The sequence below is a fragment of the Chlamydia serpentis genome, assembly GCF_900239945.1.
Classification (GTDB): Bacteria; Chlamydiota; Chlamydiia; order Chlamydiales; family Chlamydiaceae; genus Chlamydia; species Chlamydia serpentis.
In genome coordinates this window covers 1,017,041-1,036,731 of record NZ_LT993738.1, presented here as the reverse complement: position 1 = coordinate 1,036,731, position 19,691 = coordinate 1,017,041, and the positions used below count along the sequence as shown (strand labels likewise).

The following is a 19,691-nucleotide window of genomic DNA, read 5'->3' as shown; positions in this document are numbered from 1 at the left end:
TTTCGTGCATCAATTAACTTTACCCAAACATGCTCGTGTATTGAAAAGAAAGCAATTTCTTTATATCACACGTTCGGGTTTTTGTTGTCGTGGTAGCCAAGTGACTTTTTATGTCACCCCTTCTCGGTATTCTGGGAACTGTAAGGTTGGGATTACTGTATCTAAAAAATTTGGGAAGGCTCACGAAAGAAATTATTTTAAGCGTCTTGTTCGCGAGGCATTTCGACATGTACGCCATCAACTTCCTAACTGTCAAATTGTCGTTTTCCCGAAGGCACATAAGCACCAGCCTATTTTTTTTAAGCTTCTTGAAGATTTTGTAAGTCAGATTCCAGAAGGAATGAGTCGTTTCAAGAAAATTAAGGCTACGACTGGTGACGAATGTATTCCAAAGAACGAGAAATGTGCGAACGCACCTCATTAGGGGCAGCTTCAAATGCAACCTCTGCATGTTGTAGAGCATTGTGCCACTGATCAGAGTCTAAATAAAACTGAGCTATCATCATTTCTATACGCCACAAATTATCCTTATCTTGTTGTCCAAAGTGAGCAATATAACTCTCTAAAGGAGCTATAACTTGGCTAGCATCTTGGCGCACGCCTGCCTGCGATCTCTTTGCCAACTCTTGAAACTCAATAAGAGCTACAGTAAAATGTGTTTGCTTTTCATTTTTAGGATCTTTGCTAAGCAATCGTTTTTTAATTCTTTGGCACTCTTCAGAATCCATTTTACCTACTTCTACTAACATGCGGAATTGTTCAGATAAAAAAAAGTAGTCATCACTGCGTACACCAAGCTCAAGAGCATGGTTTAGGAATTCTTTATGCGAAAGTTCTTCAGCAAGTCGATAATACCTTTGTAATTCCGATAAAGATAAGGAGGCCATAACAGGGAAAACATTTCTTAATAAAGAATCACTTTCTACGATATGACAGAGATTATCACCTAAATTGGCACCAGTTTCATTTCCAAAAGAACCTATTCTGTAGATTTCTCTTTCTTCATGTGAGAGCAGAATGATGCTGGGAAGTTCATTAATTTTGAATTTAGATTTCAAGGCTGTATTTTGCTTACGGATACTTTCAACTTGAGATTGATGTTTAAGATAATCAACCTGTAAACAGATAAACTTACCTTGGACTCTTTGGATAAACTCTGGGGATTCTAGAACTTCTTTACGAATTTTCATCGAGAGGCCATTCCAGTCAGAGCCAGAGAAAACAATAAGTAAGGGAAGTTCTGTCTCTTTACTTTTTTGCAAGGCTTCCTGGTAATCTAGGTGCCAAACAATATTTTCTATATCGTTTTTAGTAGCTCCTTCTAAGGTGAGCATACTCACACTGAAAAAGAGAGTAGCCAATACCTTTAATTGCTTTAAGGAATGTCTCTTGATATTTTGTAACAGTATCACGCGCTACCTCCTCCTTTCCTAAGATTAGGACGCAATTTCTTTTCAGGATGGGCCAGATATGCCTTGAGAACATCTTTCTAGCGACTCTTGTTGTATAGTCTTTTTTTTATTAAAACGAAATAAAAAAACACTACTTAAAAAGGTTGAACTTCGCTACTAAAAAATGTAGCTTCTATTGCTTGAATAAATATGAAACTCTAAGAATATTTATGCGATTTTTTATTTCTTTTGAAAAGAAATAAATTTGCTATCTTTTCCTATGTTTCCAAATATGAAAACCATGGATGTAGAAAACTTATTTTGTTAGCATAGGCAGAAGAAACTAATACTAAGCCCTCTTTGTCTCTAAAATAATAAACTTCCAAGTCAAAAGTGATATAGCTATGGCACTTCCCGATATAGAGGGTCTCTATTTTTATAATACAGCATCTCAAAAGAAAGAACTATTCTCTCCGCGCCATAATCCGGTAAGGCTCTATACCTGCGGTCCTACGGTTTATGACCACGCTCATATAGGAAACTTCCGAACATATATTTTCGAGGATATTCTCAAACGTGCTCTATTATTCTTCGGCTATTCTGTAACACATGTAATGAATATTACTGATGTAGAAGACAAAACAATAGCAGGAGCCACTAAAAAAAATATGCCTCTGCAAGACTATACCCAAACCTATAGCGATGCCTTTTTTGAAGATTTAAATACTTTAAACATTGCTAAAGCGGACTTCTATCCGTATGCAACCCATTTCATTCCTCATATGATCCAAGCAATTGAAAAACTTTTGAACCAAGGGGTTGCTTATATAGGCCAAGATAAATCGGTATATTTCTCTCTCCATCGCTTCCCAAACTACGGAAAACTATCGAATCTTGATTTAAATAGCCTACGCTGCTGTGCTCGCGTATCTGCTGATGAGTATGACAAAGAAAATCCTAGTGATTTTGTACTTTGGAAAACATACAATCCTGATCGCGATGGCACAATTTACTGGGACAGTCCTTTTGGGAAAGGTCGACCTGGATGGCATTTGGAATGTTCCGTTATGGCTATGGAAATTCTTGGGGATTCTTTAGATATCCATGCTGGAGGTGTGGATAATATTTTCCCTCACCATGAAAATGAAATAGCTCAATCGGAATCGCTATCAGGTAAGCCCTTTGTCCGTTACTGGTTACATTCAGAACACCTGCTCATTGATGGGAAAAAAATGTCGAAGAGCTTGGGAAATTTTTTCACTTTAAGAGATCTTTTAAATCAAGGATTCACCGGACAAGAAGTACGCTATATGCTGATGCAAAGCCATTACCGTACTCAGCTAAACTTTACAGAAGAAGCTCTTCTTTCTTGTAGATATGCTTTACGTCGCCTGAAAGATTTTGTATCCCGTCTTGAAGACGTTGATCTCTCTGGAGAATCTCCTCTCCCTAAAACCTTGACCTCCGTAGACCAATTCCTTAAGGTTTTCTCAAGAGCTCTTGCTAATGATTTAAATATCTCTATAGGATTTGCAGCTCTTTTTGATTTTGTTCACGAAATTAACAGCTTAATAGACCGCGAGCCTTTTTCTAAGGCAGACTCTCTCTATTCATTAGATACTCTTAAAAAAGTCGATAAGGTATTAGGTGTGCTTCCTTTAAGAACAATGGCGATGATCCCTGAAACAGTGATGGAACTCGTTAGAGAACGTGAAAACGCTCGCAAAGCTAAGAATTGGGCGATGGCAGATACACTACGTGATGAGATACTCGCTGCTGGATTTATTATTGAAGATAACAAATCAGGCCCCAGGGTGAAGCCCCTTTAATTTTAGGGCTTATCACTATCTAAACGTCGCATCACAGGGAAATACAATACATCTCGAATAGATGCCGCATCTGTAAGAATCATGACAAGTCTATCTATACCTATACCAAATCCCCCTGCAGGAGGCATTCCCTGACACAGCGCTTCTAAAAATTCTTCATCAATAGGATGACACTCGCTATCTGGAAGTAGTTCTTTTCTTGCATATTGCTGTTCTAATAGCTCTCTTTGACGGATAGGATCATTGAGCTCAGAATAAGCATTACATAACTCCTTCCCTAAACAGAAGCTCTCGAAGCGCTCCACAAACGCAGAATTTCCAGAACGTAAAGTCTTGCATAAAGGCGTAGTCTCTACAGGATGATCTGTAATGTGATGAGGGGCTATTAAATTATCAGAGACTAGCTCATCAAATAACAAAGCTATTAACATGCCTCTGGGAGCTTTCTCAAATGTAGTTATGGGAAGATTTGTTTTTGTTTTTAATATTTCTCTAAGCTCCCGGTCTCCGTGAAGATCAACATTAATATTTCCATAGGTAGCTATACTTTCTTTCATTGTCATGCGAATCCACGGGGTTTTAAAGTCAACCTCTTGAGGGCCATGTTTCCAGTGGGAATAGACTAAAGATGTTTTATTATTGTTTAGAGCGCGCACAAGGTGCTCGACAAGATTTTCTACAAATGCCATAACCTCAAAGTAATCCATGTAAGCAGCATATGCTTCTATCATGGTGAATTCAGGATTATGGGTTCTATCAATACCCTCGTTTCTAAAAACTTTGCCAATTTCGTAAATGCGCGGAGTTCCTCCAACTAAAATCTTCTTCAAAGCAATCTCTAATGAGATTCTCAAAAACATATCGCAGTGTAGGGCTTCCATCGTTGTCGTAAAAGGCCTGGCTTCTGCTCCTCCATAGACATTTTGTAGTATAGGAGTTTCTACTTCTAAAAACCCATGGGCATCCATATACTGACGAATCAGCTTAATAATACAGCTTCTTTTAACAAAAGTACTACTGACATCCCTTGAAGAAATTAGATCCAACCAACGTTTGCGATAGCGGATTTCTTTATCACTCAGGCCCGCATGCTTATCTGGGAGAGAAAGCAGAGATTTAGAAAGTAAAGTTACGGCCTCAACAAGTACAGTAAGCTCGCCAGAATGCGTAAAGAATAAGTAGCCGTCAATTCCAAGAATGTCGCCTAAATCTAGCTTTTTTTCTATAAACTTAATTGGAGTGATCTCGGCTTCTTTACCAAGTCCGTTTACAGAGGTAAACTCACGGTTAAACATCACCTGAATGGTGTGATTATGGTCTAAAATCTGTCCAAAGGCATTTTTCCCCATAGGACGAAAAAGAATCAAACGCCCAGCTAGCCTGACTTTAGGTGTAAATTTATTCTGTGCAGCTTCACTGTTTCCTAGATCTTGATTAGCAAAATCTTTTTTTATATCTTCACACGAAAGAACTCCAGGAAAGTGATAAGGATAAGGTTCTATGCCCAATGCAGAAAGTTCCTGAAGTTTATTACTTCTATATAAAAAATCTTCATGATCTAAATATTCTGCTCTCTCCGTCATTCTTTCCTCTAGTGTGTTCGTATAAATACTGTTTTTACAACCTAAAACTTCAAAACTGTTCTATTCTAAAATCCCAAGAAGAAACCTATTACAAAAGACAGCGTAGCCGATGCTTAATTATGCCGCAAATTTTATGTAACTTGTTAAACCTTTCGAAGCGCTGAAACGAGCTTGAAATCTTAACGTGATAAAATACTAGTTTGCTACAAGGCAACGTTTCTCCTAAGATTCTGATTTCCTTGCTATTTTCTATCGCTAGCACTTGCCTATTGGAATAAAAATTGCTCACAATGATCTCGATATTTCATCTGATCAACTAAACTTATTTAGCTCCCTTGGTCCTCCAATTCATAACCATCCTGTTCATATATCTTTTATTAAATAATTTCTCTCTGTGAACAAAGATATAAGAACCGATAACAAACTTAGAGATCTTACTATAGAAACTAAGTTTTCATCGTAATATTAAATGCCAAGATAAGCAAAATCAGCCGTTTTTCAAAAATGCGTTATCTCATTATTTACAATATTTAGAGCTTCTTGTGAACGTACAGGTAAAGGTTTAACCCTATGTTTTCAGATAACATGCCTGGTATTTAAGAAAATATTTTATTTAAAAAATTCATTTTTTCATGAGATTTAATTAAAAATAGCTATTTTATAATTAAACAGTTATAATTTTTGTTATTTATTTTTAAATAGCATAAATATAAAATTTTATGAGTTCTTATTCTATAACAACCCCTCCAAGCAATACATTTGCCGGGGATATTTTAAATCCCTCACCACCTCCAAAAGCAACCTATTTTTCCTCGCACGGAGCTAAACAACTGAGCAATTTAAAAAAAAAACATCCTCTGTTTACAGAAATTGTTCAACTTATTGTTAAGATTTTTAAAATTCTAATAGGGCTGATTATCTTGCCTTTAGGAATTTACTGGTTGTTTCAATCAGTATGCGCAAACAGAGTGCTTCCATATGCTCCTAATAAAATTTTCAGAATTTTTAAGAAAAAAACCGATACTAGCGCTTTTAAACGAGCTGATTATCTAAGTGCTCTGGAAAAGTATTCTAAGAAACCTGAGGTTGCCTATATTAGAAGAACACCTATCGAACAAGATAATATTCTTATCGATACTCTAGAAATAAGTCTGCAAAATGCTAAACCGGATCGATGGTTACTCATTTCCTTAGGAAACGACTGTAGCTTGGAAGAAATAGTCCATAGTAAAATGTTCGTATCCTGGAGGGATTTAGCTAAATCAATACATGCCAATATCCTCATTTATAACTATCCTGAGATAATGTCGAGCACCGGAACAGTTGACCTAAAAACCTTGGGATCAGCTCATAATATATGTGCAAAATATCTCAAAGATACAAAACAGGGCTGCGGAGCAAAGGAAATCATTACCTACGGCTATTCTTTAGGAGGCTTAGTGCAATCTGAAGCTTTGCGAAATGAAAATTTGCTTGAGGATAAGGAGGTCCGTTGGGTAGCAATCAAAGATCGCTGCCCCCTCTCTATAGCGTCTGCTGCATTGCTTTACTGTGGGAAGTTAGCAGAAATAATAACAAATATTTGTGGGTGGGGTATAAGCACAACAAAAAATAGCTTTAATCTTCCATGTCCCGAGATTTTTATTTATCCTGCAAATCCCCTGGACAGATCTGTAATTCAGCACGACAACTATTTCCCTCCAGAGTTTACTCTGGCCCATGCGATAAAAAATTCTCAACATGCCAAAAACAAATATTTCATAGGAGAGGTAGGTTTATCTCATACGAGTCCTCTCGATACAAATACAATAGCTCATTTGTCGCTTCAAATTTTGGATAGCCTTTCGAGATAAAAGTATTAGAGAAAATCAACACTCCATTTATAATCTTCTCTGCAAACCTTGGATCTACCTATGACATATGTACCAGACTCACGCACACGCTTGAGCTATCCCATTAATATAACCGGATCTCAGCCTCCGGTAATAATGTTTTCCTCAAACAACGCTCGTATAGCTTGGGAAAGACGTTTGAACCATCCTAGGTTGTTTAAGATTATAAAGATAATCTGGAACATCGTCAAATTGATTATTTGTACCATTCTACTTATTCCTTTAGGAATATTTTGGGTGCTGGAAAAATTATGTCAATTTGCGATTCTCCCTGCTAGCTTTATATCTGAGAGACTATCACCAAAAACTGTAGAAAATATAAAAATATCCTCTAACTCGAATCTACAACATCTCCTGAACGTTAAGGAAATCTCATCATTCAAGCATGTTGTTATGCAATACGATGACCTAACTATAGACAGTTTGTCTATAGAGATCCCTAACGCTCACCCCAACAGATGGATTCTTTTCTCTCAAGGAAATTGTGGAACTATAGAAAAACACTTCAATGAAGAATCCGATGTACTCGAGCTAGCGAAAGCCACTCGATCTAATATTCTTATGTTCAATTATCCTGGCGTCATGTCCAGTCGTGGGTCAGTGACACGAGAAAACCTAATTAAGTCCTACCAGGCATGTGTACGTTATCTAAGAGATGAAAACCAAGGCCCTAAAGCTAATCAAATTATTGCTTATGGATATTCTCTGGGAACTAGCATCCAAGCTGCAGCTTTAGATCGTGAGATTACTGACGGCAGTGACAAGATAAAATGGATCCTTATCAAAGATCGAGGTCCCCGATCCTTTGCTGACGTAGCCTTTCAATTTTATAAACCACTAGCCTGTATCGTGAAATTACTAGGTTGGAACATCGATTCTACGAAGTACAGCGAGAAACTATTGTGCCCAGAAATTTTCATTTACAACTCTGATAATAACGACAACTTGATTGGAGACGGTCTTTTTAACAAGGAAACCTGTTTCGCTGCTCCTTTTTTAGACCCTGATAGAAAGAAGCCTCCTGGTAATAAAATTCCTGTACCAGAACAAGAGCTTCTTCACTATGATTCTCTTTCTACAAGTGCTCTATCGAGAGTTGCTAAGATTGTCTCTGAATACCTCGATGCTGAAGATTAAAAGACTTATTAGTCAGTTTTTTTTATGCACAAAATTATTATGTTATAAGGCTCTTAGAACAAATGAATATCTTGTCCTACAAAAAAGGCCCGGGCTTGACCTGAGCCTTCAAGGTTTTTATTAATGCATGTTAAGAGCAGACTTCACCTTCTTTATATAGGAATTTGCACCACCAGGTTCAAATCCCATACGAGCTAGTACTTCTTCTTCTGCATTTATAAAGACCATTTCAGGGAATCCAGTAACTTTATATTGAACTTTCAGTTCCCTATTTTGGTGACGGTGTTCTTCTGACTGGTTGTTCTTCTGAGGAAAATCAACTTCAACCATATGAAGATATTTATTGGAAAAATTTGCAAACTCAGAAGTTTGTAAAATTTCCTTCTGCATTTTCGTGCACCACATACACCAATCTGACCCTGTGAAAAACAGACACACAGGTTTGCCATCGTGTTTAGAAGACTGAAGAGCCCCCGAATAACTCTCCCATTTTATACTTGCTACTGCTACAGGGCGAGTTTGTGGAAAATTTTCTCCAGAAGCACGCTTTCGCGCAGCACAACAAGGTAGAGTCAATAACAGGCAACCGACAAAAGCACATCCTTGCAACCAAAATTTCATGTTACTATATCCTTTAAAAAACGTATGGTATAAGTTTGCTGAGTATGGTGATACTATTATCTGATTTAGGATAAAATAAGAATAGAAATTCTTCTTTATACAGAACTTCTCCATCAAAAGAAATCGAAAAATTAACCCTTTCTTTAGCATCTTCCGTTAGTTATGGAAAACTCTCAAAATCTTCATGACACGATCTGTGAACTTTTAAATCGTTATTTTGAGCAGCCTTACCCTAATCTTTCGTCTCTATTAGACTTAGAGCTTCGTGATACCCTAATAAGTCCCGAGGAACCTAAACTTACTTCTAAGCAGCCTCCGGAAATGCTTACTACAAAATCCTCTCCGATAGCATTGCCTCCACCTATGCATCCCGGTAAGGAACAATCTAAATCCACGGACTGGTATTGTGTCCCTCTTCATCCAGACCTTTCAAAAGATCATATTTTAAAAGAAAAGTATCATGTGTTACAGGGTTATGTTCTTCCCACTGCGAAAATTCCTTGTTCTATTTTTGTTTATGAAGACAACAACCAAGAAGTCCTTTTCTTCAATAGACTAGCAAAAATTCTTACCTCTCAGCTTTTTCCTACAAAGTTAACTTTGATTCATTCTAGTACTGATATTTTCCTAAACAGCACTAGTCTTTTTTTAGCTCTAGCTCCTTTAAATGTGATCCGCTATAAAATTCCTTCAACTGATTATCATCAATCTCTGAGACAAAATGAATGTATCTTTCTTCCACTTTATTCTTCACTAGAGTATGAAAAAGATGCTCAGCTAAAACGAAATCTATGGGCTATACTGAATCGCTTACCTTTCGCTTATACGCCGAAGTCGTCGTAGGTTCTAATATCAATAAGGTACTCGATTATGGTGTTCCTGAAAAATTAGAACACATCACTAAAGGAACCTCCGTTATTGTCTCGCTACGCGGAGCAAAAAAAGTCGGTATTGTCTATCAGGTAAAAGCAACTACGCGTTGTCAACAAGTTCTACCTATTTTAGGAGTTCCTGAATCAGCAATTATCCTTCCTCAAGACCTTCTTGACTTACTATTCTGGATGAGTCAGTACTACTTTGCTCCTTTAGGCAAGACTTTAAGGTTATTCCTCCCTAGCATTTCCTCAAATATCATCCAACCTAAACAACAGTATCGTGTTGTTTTAAAGGTGAGCAAAGCAAAAGTAAGGGAACTACTCTCGGAGCTAGAAGGTACTCATCCTTCTCAAGGATCTGTATTAAAAATTTTATTAAAAAATACATCTGCTTTAGGTTTATCCTCCCTTATGGAGAAAGCTCAAGTTTCACAATCTCCCATCCATTCTCTTGAAAAGCTTGGTATTGTTGATATCGTGGACGCAGGACAATTAGAACTTCAAGAAGACCTCTTAACCTTTTTTCTTCCTGAGCTTAAGGAATTACATCCTCAGCAGGAAGAGGCCTTAAATAAGATTTCTTATTCACTACAAACATCACAATTTCATACTCACCTACTTTTTGGAATTACAGGAAGTGGGAAAACAGAAATCTATCTTAGAGCAACCACCGAAGCGTTAAAGCAAGGGAAAAGTACTATTCTTCTTGTTCCAGAAATTGCTCTAACAGTACAAACAGTCACACTATTTAAAGCTCGATTTGGCAAGAAAGTAGGTGTGCTTCATCATAAGCTGAGCGATAGCGATAAAAGTCGCACGTGGCTTCGAGCTTCTGAAGGATCTTTACGCATTCTGATAGGGCCTCGCTCAGCTCTTTTCTGTCCTATGAAGAATCTCGGGTTAATTATTGTAGATGAAGAACATGACCCTGCCTATAAACAAACAGAAAGTCCTCCCTGTTATCATGCTCGAGACGTTGCTGTAATGCGTGGAAAACTCAACCGTGCTACTGTGATTTTAGGAAGTGCGACTCCAAGCTTAGAGAGCTATACTAACGCCCTATCTGGGAAGTACATCTTATCACATCTTTCTTCGAGAGCCGGAGCTGCTTATCCTCCAAAAGTTTCCCTTATCGATATGAACTTAGAGCGAGAAAAATCAAAAGCTAAAACATTATTTTCGCAACCTGCATTGCAGAAAATAAATGAACGCCTTCAAGTAGGAGAGCAAGTATTGGTTTTCTTTAATCGTCGAGGATATCATACAAATGTTTCGTGTAAAGTATGCAAACACACATTAAAATGCCCCCGCTGCGATATGGTGTTAACGTTCCATAAATATGCGAATGTTCTTCTCTGCCATCTATGCAACTCTTCACCTAAAGATCTCCCACAATCATGTCCAAAATGTCTTGGAACAATGACATTACAATATAGGGGCTCCGGAACAGAAAAAATAGAAAAAGTACTTCAACAAATTTTCCCCCAGATACGTACACTCCGCATTGACTCTGACACGACAAAACTGAAGGGAAGCCATGAGGCCTTGCTCAAACAATTCGCAACGGGAAAAGCTGATGTTCTTATTGGAACGCAGATGATCGCGAAAGGCATGCATTTCTCTGCAGTGACCTTGGCAATTATCCTAAATGGAGATTCTGGACTATACATCCCTGATTTCAGAGCTTCTGAGCAAGTCTTCCAACTTATCACACAGGTAGCAGGAAGATCCGGGCGTAGCTACTTACCAGGAGAAGTCCTTATTCAATCGTTTCTTCCTGATCATCCGACTATTCACTGTGCTATGCGTGAAGATTACTCTGCATTTTACAATCAAGAAATTTCAGGTCGCGAAGTTTGTGATTATCCTCCCTTTGTTCGCCTTGTCCGTTGCATTTTTATGGGGAAATGTCCCAAGCAGACCTGGAAAGAAGCAAACCGAGTTTATATAAATTTAAAAGAGCACTTAGAAAACACGAGTCAACTTATGCAAGTTACTCCCTGCGGCCACTTTAAAGTTAAGGATATATTCCGTTATCAATTTTTAATTAAGAGTACACATATAATTTCTGTAAATAAAAAGCTACACCATGCCTTAATGTTGGCAAAGCTCTCGCCAAAGGTGAAATTCATGATTGATGTGGACCCTACGACTACTTTTTTCTAAGTACTGTTTCATAATTTGGGCAAGTTGGCTCACTTCATCTACAGTATTATAGGCATGTAGGTTTACACGTAAGAAAGGATATTTAGCAAAAGCCACAAGACCGACACGTATATTCGCCTTTTCTAATACTGATATTACTTCTTCCAAACAGGTCTGCCTTAAAAATATAGGCTGGACACAGCCTGGAGCATGGGAGGAGAAATACCTACTAAAATGCTCTTTTAACTTGAAAAGCTGTTCGCGAGCTTTTTCTCCTTCAGAAGCTAGAAAGTCATAAGCGGTGTCTATAGAAATTAAGGCATATGGTGATAGACACGTAGAATAACGCAAAGGTGGGGAGTTGCACATCAGATCATATTTCACCTCTGATGAAGTTAATAAGGAGGCTCCCATTGTCCCCATAGCTTTCCCAAAGGTAATCAATACAGCATAAAAATTTTCGTAACCTAATGCATGGCAGAACCCTTTTCCCTGTTCTCCGAAAATTCCCATAGCATGGGCTTCATCTACGACTAGATGAGCGTGATATTTTTTTGAAAGTGTTATTATTTCCTCAAGAGGAGCTAAAGTCCCTTTAAAAGAATATACAGAAGATACAAAGATAAAAATTCTTCCTGTTGAGCCCGTTCTATAGCGCTGTAATAAGGACTCCAAGTGCTCCAGATCATTATGGTGAAAGGCATGGTGCTGTCCAGCAATTACCGATACACTGTGTACCACAGACATATGTACTTCTTCATCCCATAGAAGCACATCATTGGATCGGGATAAATGATAACATAGGCCAAGATTAGCCATATAGCCACTATTTACCAAAAACGCATTGGGAGCTCCGTGATAATCAGCTATTTTAACCTCAAGATCATCTATAACTCGAGAAGATCCTATCATAAGACGAGACCCACAAGTCCCTAATTTCTCATTAGGGAACTTATGGCAATGCACATAAAACCGCTTATTTACCTCACAACATATTGTGGGAGAGCGTGCAAACCCTAGAAAATCATTTGTTACAAAATCTACAACACCACTGGTAGTCAAAAAACTCTCCTTGCAAACTCACCATGTGTTAACCTATTTCAGAAAAAAGCTATCTAACCAAATAATGAAACAGCCAAAGCATTTAACGAAGCATAATCAGGTTTCCCAATTCCTAAAATAGGAATGCTTTTAATCTGATGTACATAGGATATCTTGACTATGCTACTAGTTTCAGCGTTTTTTAAGATATCATTTACTTTATGTATTGTTATAGGGAAGGTGGTAAATAAACATAATCTTACCTTATCTCCAGGGACACCACAAACTACTAGGGAGCCGTGATCATAATGAGACTGGTTATCTGCAAAATACTGATACAAAATACTTTCCAATGCTTCTAAACTTACCATTTCTCCGCCGATTTTTATAAATCGGCTGAGCCTGCCTTCTAAAAACAAATCTCCAGTAGGACCTACGTAACCTAAATCTCCAGTCAAATACCACCAGTCTCCTCCTAATAATACGAAGCCCTGGTGTTTGGGACTCCCTAGATATCCTGAAAATACAGAGCTTCCACGGACAACGATTAAGCCCTGTTCTCCTGAAGACATAGGAACATAGGTTTCTTCAGAAATGATTAGGACATCCATACCTAGGATAGGCAATCCGACGCATTCTTGTTTTCTAGGACTTTCTTTAGTAGTAATAGAAATAACAGGAGAACATTCCGTAGCCCCATATCCTTGATACAAAGCAATTTTAGGTTGTAGCCTTTTAGTTTCTTCGTAGAGATCATCTGTCAATGCGTCGCCACCAATAACAACAAGACGTAAGGATTCCAAAAAAGAATTTTGTTTTTTTGCTGTCTTCAAAATATAGTCGAAAAATACAGGAGTACTCCCCAATAAAGAAACCTCTTTATCATCGATAAGATCAACTAATTTTCTAGGATTCAAAGGATTAGAAGCAAATACTACAGGGAAACCAACCAATAAAGGAAATAAACCACAGCTATTGAAACCATAAGCATGAAAAGGAGGTAAAAAAGCCAGCATTACGTCATGTTTATTCGGATCAAAAAATTTCAAACACGCCTTCTGATTAGCGATTAGATTTTTATGCGTTAGAGGAACTGCTTTTGGAAGCTTCTCTGTTCCAGACGTAAACAAAATAACAGCAATATCACTGCTCTCCAATCTTGAAACTCCAAATATTCTAAATAACCAGGGAATTGAGCACTTAGAATATAGTCCCACACAACACTTCTCCCACAAAGAAAGCTGCTTACGCATATCTTCCATATAGATAAGATCAAAAGGATATTCTATAAACCCTTGGACTTCATTTAGATGTTTCACCAGCTGCTGAGAAGTTAGAACTCGAACTACTTGTGCTGTTTTTGTACACGCACGAAGTTCTCTAAGTCCCTGGCTCCAATTCATCATTACAGGAATTTTTCCTGCGAGTAGAATGCCAAAATAGGCAATATAGGCTCCTATAGATGCAGGCATCATAACCCCAATTCTATCCTCAGGGAATTTAGATACCTTGATTGCTACGGCAATCACAGCATTACGGATCTCTTGATAGGAAAGAGCTCCAAGATGTTCATCAAAACAGGCAATCGCCTCATCGAATTCAGAACATAATATTAAAAAACTTTCTAATACTGTAGATCCAGGCCGCAACCCTAAATGATGAGTGTTGTGACGCCTATTCCATTGACCGTGCATACCTCATGACTTCCTTGTTATGCATAAGGAACTTCTATTGGCAAATTGTCATCCTCTTGATTAAACCAGGACGCTAAAAAGGTATTTAAATCCTGCCTGGTTGGGAATTGCTTTAAGAAAAAGTGATCAACTTGACATAGAGTAATTCTTACAAACCTTTTAGGCATAAAAAAAATCCCGCGACGCAATAAAAAACGCAAAGCTTTTTTAAACACAGAGGCTAACTTAGGTGTAGAATCAAGCTTGTAACGAGAAAATGCACTCCCCCATAAACCTGCTATTCTTACCAAAACTACATTGCATTCCGCAATTTTATGTAATAACACATAAGCAGAATACTGATTAACAATTTCTTCCTTCCCTGTTCTTGATAACTTCCCTGAAGGATAGAGAAGAATACTTTCTCCTTTATTTAAAGCTACTGTTGCTTCCTCATAACACTTGTTTATACGTTCCAAAGTGCGTTTATTTTCTTTACCAAGAACAACTTGAGGAATAGGAATAGATCGCACAGAATTTAAAAACCACCGAACAATACGGCTATGGAATAAGTACTCAACAGCCATAGGGCGAACATAAAACCGTCTCCAGAATAGATATTCTAGGATAACAGGATCAATTTCTGCGACATGATTCGCAAGAAATAAACATCCTTGCTTAGGGTTAAGATTCAGGGTCTTCATGCCTTCAACTTGCATACGGTAACGCAACTTCAGCACTGCGCCTACTAAGAATGCATAAATGCCATTATAAGTAGCACGCCACAGCTTTATTAGCATAAGTTCCCCTTACTTATTAGGGAAAAGTTTCAACAGACAAGACCCAAGTTAGCTATAGGGCCCTCCCCTGAAGTTTAACATAATCCTAACTTTTGCTAACATTCTTATCTAGATACTTGAGGAAAATTCTATGCCCTTTCAGTTACCTAACTGTCAGAACATCGTAGAGTCTGTAGTTACGGAAATCATTACGGAATTGTTAAACTATCGAAAAGAACGTCCCCTAATCCCTTCTTGGGGAAAACCAGATGGATCCTTTATTACGGCTGCAGACTATGGCAGTCAATACTACCTCAAACGAGAGCTTGCACAAGCTTTTCCTGATATTCCCTTTATCGGAGAAGAGGTTTTAAGTCCTAACGAAGATCATAAAAAAATCTCAGAAATCTTAAAATTTACTCACCAGTTAGCTCCTCTGACCTCCAGTGAAGACTTATTTTCCAATCTAACTCCTCCCCCTTCTCCAACCTCTCTATTTTGGCTTGTTGATCCTATTGATGGAACGACGGGGTTTATTAAGCATCGTGCTTTTGCTGTTGCCGTATCCCTCATTTATGAGTACCAACCCATCCTATCTGTAATGGCGTGTCCTTCTTATAATTATACATTTAAGGTGTACTCAGCAGCCAAAAGCCACGGGCTTTCTATTTTACATTCTGAAAATTTAGGTAGACGAATACTTTATGATGGAAGAAAGCCGACAAGACAATTCTGCGAAGCTTCATTAGCTGCGTTGAATCAACAACATCATGCAACACGCAAGCTTAGCCTAGGTCTACCCAACACTCCAAGTCCTCGTCGTTTAGAAAGTCAATATAAATATGCATTAGTCGCTGAAGGTGCTGTAGATTTTTTCATTCGTTATCCCTTTATCCATTCTCCTGCCCGTGCTTGGGACCACGTTCCAGGAGCATTTCTTGTGGAAGAAGCTGGAGGTAAAGTGACTGATGCCTTAGGAGTGCCTCTGGAATATAACAAAGAAACTCTATTATTGAATAATCATCCTGTGATCCTTGCTTCTGGAAATCAGGAGATCCATGAGACAACACTAACGGCAATACAAAGCCAACTCAATATTGTCTTTTCCGATAACTTATTGCACTATGAAGTATAGGCTAATAACTTATCTTCTACAAAGGAATCGGATAAAGCTACCAGATCTTTTCCAGTTATCTTACTTTGATTGTATAGCTGACGAAGAACGATAGGAAGGTTTGCAACTTTATTAAGAACTTCTTTAGGCTCGTAGATTTTTCCTTCTATCGCGGCAGTGACATTAAGCAAGCCTCCAGCATTAACCAAATAGTCAGGAGCATAAAGAATACCTCGTTCATGCAGCATGACACCAATAGAGCTGTCCTGCAGCTGGTTGTTTGCTAAGCCTACAATCGCCTTACAACGCAAATCAGCAACATTATCTTTACGAATCACATTGCCACGAGCACACGGCGTGAAAATATCGCACTCTAATGCATGGATGTCTTCTGTAGGAACAATTTTAGCTCCATAGAGTTGCACGGCATCCAGAAGTACTGTTTCTAAAATATCAGAAATATAGAGTTCAGCACCTTCAAAAAAGCAAGAATGTAAGAGACGTCGCCCTACAGATCCAATTCCCTGGATAGCTATCTTTTTTCCTTGAAGAGATGGGGATCCCCAAAGATATTCTGCAGTTTCTTTTATGCATAAAAATCCGCCATGTGCAGTGTATATAGAGGGGTCTCCACTGATGTCAGCAATCCCACAAACATAAGGAGTCTCTTGAGCAATTATAGAAATGTCTTTTATAGACACACCAAGATCTTCAGCACATATATATTTACCCTCCAAGGCATCTACAGCTTGCCCGAAAGCTCTTAGCATGTCTTCAGTAAGATAAGGAAGGTCTTGAGGAAGAATGATCACACTTTTACCCCCTCCTGTATCAGTTCCACTAATTAAAGCCTTGTAAGTCATGCCCTTAGCTAAGCGAAGAGCATCTGTACATGCATCTTCAAAAGAAGAGTATACGGAAGCTCTTACACCGCCCAAAGCTGGTCCTACCGCTGTCTGGTGAATAGCAATAATTGCGTGAAGACGAACTTCTGAACATCTGACTTCAATAACACGTTCATAGTCCTCTATATTTAGCTCTTTGAAAATAAGCGAATATTTCATAAATTAGTAAGGGTTAATTAGCAGATAAAAGTATTGCTTACTTTTAATTAAAAGTCAATTAGCCCTGAACTGCCTCTTCTCTTAAAAATTCCTCCATGCTAGTCTAAATTCGCTAGACTGCTAGCATAGAAAATTTCACGTTGAGAGTTATTTATGTCTAAAAAAGTTTTATATGTTGCTCATCCTTGGCACAGCCCCTCGTTAACTCAGGATAACTATGAATCTCTGTGTTGTTACATAGAGATTACCCCTCATGACTCTGTAAAATTTGAATTAGACAAAACCACAGGACTACTTAAAGTAGATAGACCTCAAAAATTTTCTAATTTTTGTCCTTGTCTTTATGGTTTGCTTCCTCAAACATATTGTGGAGAAGCCTCTGGGCAATATAGCGGAGAGCAAATACGTCGTGAAGGGATCCAAGGAGATAAAGATCCTTTGGATGTCTGTGTGCTTACAGAAAAAAATATCCATCATGGGAATATTTTACTACAAGCACGTCCTATAGGAGGACTTCGGATCGTTGATTCTGGAGAAGCCGATGATAAAATTATTGCCGTTCTAGAAGACGACCTAGTCTTCGCAGAAATCGAAGATATTTCCGACTGCCCAGGGACAGTATTGGATATGATCCAACATTACTTCCTAACATATAAAGCTACGCCCGATCATCTAATTAAAGGTAGTCCTGCAAAAATTGAGATCGTAGGCATTTATGGGAAGAAAGAGGCTCAAAAAGTGATTCAGCTGGCTCACGAAGATTATTTATCCTATATTGGAGAAACTGCCGATGTGAACTAATTTTTAAGGAGGGGGAGATCCCCTCTCCTTAAAAACTAAGAAGAAAAAAGATAATTATTAATAAACTTATCTGCTTCTACAGTAAGATCTCGTAGTTCAGGAAAACTTAATAAGCGCAACCCCTCTTGTAAAGATAGCCACTGATTATCGCTAATTTCCATAGGATCTGCATGGACATCACCACGAACTTCAGCAAGAAAATAAGTCACTTCTTTACGAACGAAGATTTGATCTTCGTTATTGAACGAGTACTGCTCGATAAATACTTTAGGGAAGAAATTAACTATACTCAGTCCAGTTTCTTCTACTAACTCTCTTTCTGCGGCTTCTTGAGGACCTTCCTTATCTTCAGAATGTCCTTTAGGAAATCCCCAATGTTTCCCTCGAGTATGGCAAATAAAACAAGCCCTTAATGTGCTTTTATCAGGAGTCCCAAAAAATTTTATAGGAATAACACCAAAAGAATATTCATATTTTGTCTTCATCATAATTAGGGTACATACCTCGAGAATAATATCGTTGAATTATGTCCACCAAAACCAAATGAGTTGGACATTGCTACATCAATATCCCAATCTTGAGCTTTATTTGCAACTACATCAAAGTCTTCAATTTCTGTAATGGGATTATCCAAATTAATCGTAGGGTGAAGCTTCCCAGTGAGTATCGCTTGAATGGTAACAACTGCTTCAATACCTCCAGCAGCTCCGAGACAATGTCCTATTAAAGATTTAGTGGAGTTCATACGCAGATTTTTTATATGCGAACCAAAAGCTTTTTTCAAAGCTAGGACTTCAGAAATATCTCCTAAAGGAGTCGATGTGCCATGAGCATTCACGTAATTTACCCGTTCTTTAGGAATACCTGCTGAATCCAAAGCACCAAGCACACACGCAGTAATTCCTTCACCATCATCTCTAGGGGCGGTAATGTGGAAAGCATCACATGTGAGATAACTTCCTAAAACTTCCGCAAAGATAGGAGCATGACGACGTAGAGCGTTCTCTAAAGTCTCTAGAATAAGAATTCCGGCTCCTTCTCCTAAAACAAATCCATCACGATCTCTGTCCCAAGGACGTGAAGCCTGTGCTGGGGCATCGTTTCTTTCTGACAAAGCACGATTAGCAATAAAACCCTCTAAACCAATACGATTAACTGCAGCCTCAGTGCCACCACAAATGATCATATCAGCACGTCCAGATACTAAATGTTGATAAGCAGCGTCAATGCAATAATTTGCTGTAGCACAGGCAGTAGATATGGAATAATTAGGACCCATTAAACCAAAGTCCATAGCAATAAGTGCTGGAGCCATATTCGTAATGATATAGGGAATAAAGAAAGGTGAGAGTTTTTTATGAGTAACCAATAATCTTTCCATTCCTTGGTCTAATGTGGAAAGCCCCCCCATTCCAGAACCTATAATAGCGCCACAACGGACAGGATCTGCAGGCAAATGATCTTTATCCCAACGTGACATAGCAATTGCTTTTTTAGCGGCAACCATGGCGTATGTAATGAAAGGATCTACACGACGTGCTTGTTTTTTATCTAAATACGGCTCAGGATTAAATTCTGGAATCCATCCAGCAAAACGAGTAGCATAGTCTTCACAAGGAAAAGCTGTGATCGTACGGACACCACTAACTCCAGCAAGTAGGTTATCATAAAATGTATCTACTTCATTACCGAGGCAAGATACAACACCTACTCCTGTAACAACGACGCGTTTTTTACTCATGCAGG

General features: G+C 38.3%; 17 protein-coding genes. 8 read left to right on the top strand and 9 right to left on the bottom strand.

Annotated elements, in window-relative coordinates; translation table 11 throughout:
- Positions 1-4 precede the first annotated feature (4 nt).
- Complete coding sequence (gene rnpA, locus C834KP_RS04520) at positions 5-424, top strand: ribonuclease P protein component (RefSeq protein ID WP_108896977.1); 420 nt, start codon at positions 5-7, stop codon at positions 422-424.
- Here rnpA and C834KP_RS04515 read toward each other — a convergent pair.
- Entirely contained in the window at positions 366-1,412 is a 1,047-nt protein-coding gene (locus C834KP_RS04515; RefSeq protein WP_108896976.1) for a thioredoxin family protein, read from the bottom strand. The two genes, rnpA and C834KP_RS04515, sit on opposite strands and share 59 nt — an antisense overlap.
- 383 nt (positions 1,413-1,795) lie before the next feature.
- Between C834KP_RS04515 and cysS the strand changes: the two genes are divergently transcribed.
- Positions 1,796-3,220 (top strand): cysteine--tRNA ligase, encoded by a 1,425-nt coding sequence (gene cysS / locus C834KP_RS04510; protein WP_108896975.1) that lies wholly within the window; start codon positions 1,796-1,798, stop codon positions 3,218-3,220.
- Between the two features lie 2 nt (positions 3,221-3,222).
- Here cysS and lysS read toward each other — a convergent pair whose 3' ends face one another.
- Positions 3,223-4,803: a lysine--tRNA ligase gene (lysS, locus tag C834KP_RS04505; RefSeq protein ID WP_108896974.1), complete on the bottom strand. Its 1,581-nt coding sequence runs from the start codon at positions 4,801-4,803 to the stop codon at positions 3,223-3,225.
- 719 nt (positions 4,804-5,522) lie between these two features.
- On the opposite strand from lysS, the gene C834KP_RS04500 reads away from it, so the two are divergent.
- Positions 5,523-6,656, top strand: coding sequence for a CPn0927/CPn0928 family alpha/beta hydrolase fold protein (locus C834KP_RS04500; RefSeq protein WP_108896973.1), 1,134 nt, complete (start codon positions 5,523-5,525; stop codon positions 6,654-6,656).
- A gap of 60 nt (positions 6,657-6,716) precedes the next feature.
- Positions 6,717-7,832, top strand: a complete 1,116-nt coding sequence (locus tag C834KP_RS04495; RefSeq protein WP_108896972.1) for a CPn0927/CPn0928 family alpha/beta hydrolase fold protein — start codon at positions 6,717-6,719, stop codon at positions 7,830-7,832.
- Between the two features lie 120 nt (positions 7,833-7,952).
- On the opposite strand, the gene dsbH is transcribed toward C834KP_RS04495, so the two are convergent.
- Positions 7,953-8,453: a disulfide reductase DsbH gene (gene dsbH / locus C834KP_RS04490; protein WP_108896971.1), complete on the bottom strand. Its 501-nt coding sequence runs from the start codon at positions 8,451-8,453 to the stop codon at positions 7,953-7,955.
- A 162-nt stretch (positions 8,454-8,615) separates the two neighbouring features.
- Between dsbH and C834KP_RS04485 the strand changes: the two genes are divergently transcribed.
- Both C834KP_RS04485 and priA read left to right on the top strand, forming a co-directional pair.
- Positions 8,616-9,296, top strand: a complete 681-nt coding sequence (locus C834KP_RS04485; RefSeq protein WP_108896970.1) for a hypothetical protein — start codon at positions 8,616-8,618, stop codon at positions 9,294-9,296.
- Positions 9,245-11,494 (top strand): primosomal protein N', encoded by a 2,250-nt coding sequence (gene priA, locus C834KP_RS04480; RefSeq protein ID WP_108896969.1) that lies wholly within the window; start codon positions 9,245-9,247, stop codon positions 11,492-11,494. Before C834KP_RS04485 ends, priA begins: the two co-directional genes overlap by 52 nt.
- On the opposite strand, the gene C834KP_RS04475 is transcribed toward priA, so the two are convergent.
- From C834KP_RS04475 to C834KP_RS04465, 3 genes are read right to left on the bottom strand one after another with little or no spacing between them, the layout of a single operon-like run.
- Positions 11,423-12,535 carry an aminotransferase class I/II-fold pyridoxal phosphate-dependent enzyme gene (locus tag C834KP_RS04475; RefSeq protein WP_108896968.1) on the bottom strand — a complete coding sequence of 371 codons (1,113 nt, stop codon included), beginning with the start codon at positions 12,533-12,535 and terminating at the stop codon, positions 11,423-11,425. The genes priA and C834KP_RS04475 overlap by 72 nt on opposite strands.
- 53 nt (positions 12,536-12,588) lie before the next feature.
- Positions 12,589-14,208, bottom strand: a complete 1,620-nt coding sequence (locus C834KP_RS04470; RefSeq protein ID WP_108896967.1) for an AMP-binding protein — start codon at positions 14,206-14,208, stop codon at positions 12,589-12,591.
- Between the two features lie 17 nt (positions 14,209-14,225).
- Positions 14,226-14,987 (bottom strand): lysophospholipid acyltransferase family protein, encoded by a 762-nt coding sequence (locus C834KP_RS04465; protein ID WP_108896966.1) that lies wholly within the window; start codon positions 14,985-14,987, stop codon positions 14,226-14,228.
- Positions 14,988-15,117: 130 nt separating this feature from the next.
- Between C834KP_RS04465 and C834KP_RS04460 the strand changes: the two genes are divergently transcribed.
- Positions 15,118-16,101 carry an inositol monophosphatase family protein gene (locus C834KP_RS04460; protein WP_108896965.1) on the top strand — a complete coding sequence of 328 codons (984 nt, stop codon included), beginning with the start codon at positions 15,118-15,120 and terminating at the stop codon, positions 16,099-16,101.
- Here the strand turns inward: C834KP_RS04460 and C834KP_RS04455 are convergent.
- Positions 16,089-17,144, bottom strand: coding sequence for a Leu/Phe/Val dehydrogenase (locus C834KP_RS04455; protein WP_108896964.1), 1,056 nt, complete (start codon positions 17,142-17,144; stop codon positions 16,089-16,091). The two genes, C834KP_RS04460 and C834KP_RS04455, sit on opposite strands and share 13 nt — an antisense overlap.
- Positions 17,145-17,297: 153 nt before the next feature.
- Between C834KP_RS04455 and C834KP_RS04450 the strand changes: the two genes are divergently transcribed.
- Complete coding sequence (locus tag C834KP_RS04450; RefSeq protein WP_108896963.1) at positions 17,298-17,945, top strand: inorganic pyrophosphatase; 648 nt, start codon at positions 17,298-17,300, stop codon at positions 17,943-17,945.
- Between the two features lie 35 nt (positions 17,946-17,980).
- Here the strand turns inward: C834KP_RS04450 and C834KP_RS04445 are convergent, their stop codons facing one another.
- Positions 17,981-18,433: a bis(5'-nucleosyl)-tetraphosphatase gene (locus C834KP_RS04445; RefSeq protein ID WP_108896962.1), complete on the bottom strand. Its 453-nt coding sequence runs from the start codon at positions 18,431-18,433 to the stop codon at positions 17,981-17,983.
- Positions 18,434-18,435: 2 nt separating this feature from the next.
- A complete protein-coding gene (fabF, locus tag C834KP_RS04440) occupies positions 18,436-19,686 on the bottom strand; it encodes a beta-ketoacyl-ACP synthase II (protein WP_108896961.1) in 1,251 nt (416 codons plus the stop codon).
- Positions 19,687-19,691: the final 5 nt, after the last annotated feature.